We start from the raw sequence: 4,063 nt of genomic DNA on the forward strand, positions 1-4,063 counted from the left end.
TTTTTCGCGGAATGCGGCCTTAAAAACTCACCCTCACGCATCGGATCCGGCGTCGCGTAATGGATCGCGTTGAGTTCGTGATTACCCATGAGGCAGACCGCTTCGCCGGCTTCGCACATTGCTTTTGCGGTCCTCACAACCTCGATGTTCTGCGGTCCCCGGTCGATCAGGTCTCCGAGGAAGAGCGCTTTACGGCCCATGGGATGCCGCCAGACACCGGAGCGGTTTTCATAGCCCAGAACCTCAAGAGCATGGATAAGCGGTCGGGCGTGGCCGTGGATGTCGCCGAAGACGTCAATGCCACTGGTGTGTTGGAGGATGTCGATTTCAAGGTCTCCTTCTTGGGGGCTGACTGAGGGGCCCGCCGAAAGCCGGTTGGCGTGGCTTCAAGCCGATTTCGGCCATCACGCTTGGCGTGCTTCTCAGCCTGCACCTCGGCATGGATACGCTCGGCTGCCTTCAGCGCATAATGGTGTGCGAGCTGAGCCTCCAATGCCCAGATGCGATGGAGTTCCGCCCAAAGAGCATGTCGCCAGCCAGGATCGCCTGGGCGAGGGCGACCCAAATTGGGGATTTCAGAAAGGTTCACACGATCCGTCATTGCTAACCTTGTGGTTCGCTGGACCGAGTTTCTCGCTGCCGATCTAGCCGGCGTCGATTTACGCCGGCCCAATTTTCAGGGGGATGTCGCCCAGAAGCGACTGTTTCTGTCTAGCGGGCACGCAAACCGAGCGCAACCCAAATTCGCGTTTCGATGGAACCCCAACAGAACCCCGAACGAATTTCCGGACCCCCTAAAAGGGGACACTTCTCACATACAATTGAAAAATATGGTGGGCCCGGAGGGACTCGAACCCCCAACCAAGCGGTTATGAGCCGCCGGCTCTAACCAATTGAGCTACAGGCCCCGCTGTTAAAGCGTGGCCCATGGTTACTGGCTCTTGAGGCTGTCGCCAAGACAGGTTGGCAGGCATTGTTACAGGCCTGACATCATGATGGCGAAATTGGATCGCGCGCGTTCAGCGTGCGGTCAGGGCCGCTTGGGTTAAAGTGTCCGCAATCACCATCCACGAAAAGGGACTGACACCATGATCCGCACCCTCATCACCTCCACCGCGCTGGCGGCCACACTCTGCCTGCCGGCCTATGCCCAGTTACAGGACAACGAACCCACCCTGTCCCTGTCGGAGAGCGCGACCGTGCAAATGGCGCCGGATTTCGCAACGGTCTCATCCGGAGTGGTAAGCCGCGCTGAAACCGCCCAGGGCGCTGTGCGGGCCAATGCCGAGGCGATGAGCGAGGTGTTTGACGCCCTGCGCCGGGCCGGGGTCGACAGCGACGACATGCAGACGGCCCAGCTCTCGGTCTCGCCGGTCTATGCCGATCGGCGCCAGCCCAACCAGATCGAACGCACCATTATCGGTTATGAAGCCCGCAACCAGGTCAGCGCCAAGGTGCGGGACACCGACCGTGTCGGCCAGGTGATCGATGCCATGGTGTCCGCCGGAGCCAACAATATCAACGGCGTCACCTTCGGTGCCGAAGACACGGATGAGGCGATGAATGAAGCCCGACGCGACGCCATTGCCGGACTTCTGGCCAAGGCCGAACTCTTCGCCGATGCAGCCGGGTTCGAGCTGTGCGGAATCCGGAATATGGGCGAGAGCGGCATGGGCCGGCAGCCGGTCTATGAAGCCCGCATGATGAGCCTGGACGTTAGCGCCTCAACGCCTGTCGCAGCCGGCACACTGACACTCACCGCCACGGTCAGTGCCGATTTCTGCATCAATCAGTAGTCGGGCAGTAGTCGGGAAAGCGATCAGGCCGCCTGGGGCTTGGCCATGACCTTGTTGTGCTCGTCCAGCAGGACCACAACCGGGTCAAACTGCTCGGCCTCGGCGGCCTCCATCCCGGCATAGGCAACGACGATGATACGGTCACCGACCTGGGCCAGACGCGCCGCCGCACCATTGATGCCAAAGGTCCGGCTGCCGCGCGGGGCCTCGATGGCATAGGTGGTGAAACGCTCGCCATTATTGATGTTCAGCACATCGACCTGCTCATAGGGCAGGATGCCGGCCGCATCGAGGTAATCGCGATCGATCGAGATCGACCCCTCATAGTGAAGGTCGGCCTGGGTCACGACGGCCCGGTGCAGTTTGCATTTCATCATGGTGAGGCGCATCGCGCTCCTCCAGCAACAACATATTGCGGTGCACATACGGGCAAGCGCGGCAAAATTCAACGCCTGTCGCTCGCATGCGCCGTTCACAGGAATGTAGGTCTCGCCCGAAACCCTTGCCACTGCGTGAACACCAGCCAATCGGCGCTCTCATCGAAGGTTCATGCAAGGCGTGCAAAAAAACGCTATACTCTTGGCTGGGGAGAGACTGATGACGAACCGATCGAAAATACTCGCACCGCTTGCGGCCATGCTGCTGGTCAGCACCGCATCGCCCGCGCAACAGCAGACCGGCACGCCGACGCGCCAGCCGGTACCCACCCAACTCGACCCGGTCCAGATTGACCCGGCCCGCATTAATCCGGCGCGGATCAACGCAGCCGAGCTCGGGCAGCTGACGACCAATCTGCAGCCACAACGGATCCCGCAGCCGGATGCACCGGTGGCGATGGCGATCAATTGGGGCCAGGCCGCCGAAGACATCCAGCTCCAGGCCCGCCAATACCAGCGCACCTCGACGGTGGCCGCGGTCGGCCAGGGCAATCTGCCCTTCGCGCGACCGACCAATCCCGAGGCCGCCGGCGTCTCCGATACCGGCCTGCCCGTCCTCATCCCCGGCACCGATGCGCTGGGTCTCGACAGCAATGCACGGGTTCTGCTCTTCCCACGCGAGAATTTCTATAATCTCTCCATCACCGCGCCGGGCCTTCTGATCGAGGTCTTCGGCACTCGGCTCGCCCATGCCCGCGCACCCGATCCGCTGAGCACGCGTCGCCTCAGTGCCGGTGACGGCAATGGCTATCGCATCGGCGCCACCGAATATGGCCGCGAGCTGAGCTTCAATCGCTATGGCGCCGCCTATTCCATCACCGTGGAATGCGATCGCCCTGAAACCGATGCCCGCTGCCGGAACGACGCCTATGTGCGCGGCCTGGCCGACTCGCTGATCATCGCCGCCGGCAATCCGGCGTCAGGAGGTCAGTAATGTCCCGCGAAGCCGAACTCACCCTCGCCGCCGCAGTCGCCGCTGCGGGCATCGCCGCCATGATCTGGTGGCCGATGGAGGAGACGCCTGTCCCGGCAGAGGAAGACCCGGTACCGGTCGAGGCGATCGAGCCCGAGCCTGAGCCTGAGCCTGATCCGGAACCTGAACCTGAACCGGAGCCCGAACCGGAACCGGAGCCCGATCCGGACCCGGTTGATGAATCCGGCGATGTTTTCACCTGGATGCCGGCCGGCGATCTGGTTGAGGACTCGGGCACCGGCCAGACCACCCAGATCAATTATGCGCCCGACATGCGCTTCCCCATGGAAGCCGGGCAGGCCTATGCCAACAGCCAGGTCTATGGCTATGGCGGTTATCTCGGACCAACGGGTGGCCAGTGCAATGCCGGCAATTACGACTATGCCTGGCGCGACAATTTCTGCGAGACGCGCGGCTATGGCACGCCCATGTGCCCCGCCGGTGTCGGACATCAGGGCCAGGATATCCGCCCGGCCAGTTGCCAGGACGATATCCACTGGGCCGTCGCCGTCGCTGATGGCACCATCACGTCCATCGGCACCTATTCCGTCCGGCTGATGACCGATGACGGCGTGCGCTACACCTATCTGCATCTCGACAAGGACACGCTCGAGGTTGAGCCGGGCGACACGGTCAGCCGCGGCGAACGGATCGGCTATGTCTCCAACGAGTTCGGCGACACGGCGACGACCATTCATCTTCATTTCGAGATCAAGATGGCAATCGATACCGGCTCGGGCATTCAAAACACGCCAGTGCCTCCCTATCTCGCCCTGGTGGACAGTTATGAGCGCCTGCTGACCGGGGAAGAGGACAGCTAGGACGCCCGCCTTCCTTTGGTCGCCTTTCCCGTGAGG

5 protein-coding genes and 1 tRNA gene are annotated in these 4,063 nt (G+C 62.2%); 3 read left to right on the forward strand and 3 right to left on the reverse strand.

Features of this window, described 5'->3' with window-relative positions:
• Window positions 1–299, reverse strand: a 299-nt coding sequence (locus QZ266_RS13385) for a metallophosphoesterase (RefSeq protein ID WP_367178245.1), incomplete at its 3' end; no start/stop codon positions are given.
• A gap of 532 nt (window positions 300–831) precedes the next feature.
• Window positions 832–908 (reverse strand) — tRNA-Ile (locus tag QZ266_RS13390).
• 180 nt (window positions 909–1,088) lie between these two features.
• On the opposite strand from QZ266_RS13390, the gene QZ266_RS13395 reads away from it, so the two are divergent.
• Entirely contained in the window at window positions 1,089–1,796 is a 708-nt protein-coding gene (locus tag QZ266_RS13395) for an SIMPL domain-containing protein (RefSeq protein WP_295695980.1), read from the forward strand.
• 23 nt (window positions 1,797–1,819) lie between these two features.
• Here QZ266_RS13395 and panD read toward each other — a convergent pair whose 3' ends face one another.
• The gene (gene panD / locus QZ266_RS13400; protein WP_295695982.1) at window positions 1,820–2,185 is read right to left on the reverse strand and encodes an aspartate 1-decarboxylase; all 366 of its coding nucleotides are present in this window, start codon (window positions 2,183–2,185) and stop codon (window positions 1,820–1,822) included.
• A gap of 208 nt (window positions 2,186–2,393) precedes the next feature.
• Between panD and QZ266_RS13405 the strand changes: the two genes are divergently transcribed.
• Window positions 2,394–3,167, forward strand: coding sequence for a hypothetical protein (locus QZ266_RS13405; RefSeq protein ID WP_295695984.1), 774 nt, complete (start codon window positions 2,394–2,396; stop codon window positions 3,165–3,167).
• The gene (locus QZ266_RS13410) at window positions 3,167–4,027 is read left to right on the forward strand and encodes a M23 family metallopeptidase (RefSeq protein ID WP_295695986.1); all 861 of its coding nucleotides are present in this window, start codon (window positions 3,167–3,169) and stop codon (window positions 4,025–4,027) included. Before QZ266_RS13405 ends, QZ266_RS13410 begins: the two co-directional genes overlap by 1 nt.
• Window positions 4,028–4,063 lie beyond the last annotated feature (36 nt).

Origin of the sequence: uncultured Maricaulis sp., assembly GCF_905480005.1 — a bacterium.
Taxonomy (GTDB): Bacteria; Pseudomonadota; Alphaproteobacteria; order Caulobacterales; family Maricaulaceae; genus Maricaulis.

What these genes read in the sequence shown, in the direction of transcription:
- QZ266_RS13410 (WP_295695986.1), top strand. Translation starts at nt 3,167, where the DNA reads ATGTCCCGCGAAGCCGAACTCACCCTCGCCGCCGCAGTCGCCGCTGCG.
- QZ266_RS13405 (WP_295695984.1), top strand. Translation starts at nt 2,394, where the DNA reads ATGACGAACCGATCGAAAATACTCGCACCGCTTGCGGCCATGCTGCTG.
- QZ266_RS13395 (WP_295695980.1), top strand. Translation starts at nt 1,089, where the DNA reads ATGATCCGCACCCTCATCACCTCCACCGCGCTGGCGGCCACACTCTGC.
- panD (WP_295695982.1), bottom strand. Translation starts at nt 2,185, where the DNA reads ATGCGCCTCACCATGATGAAATGCAAACTGCACCGGGCCGTCGTGACC.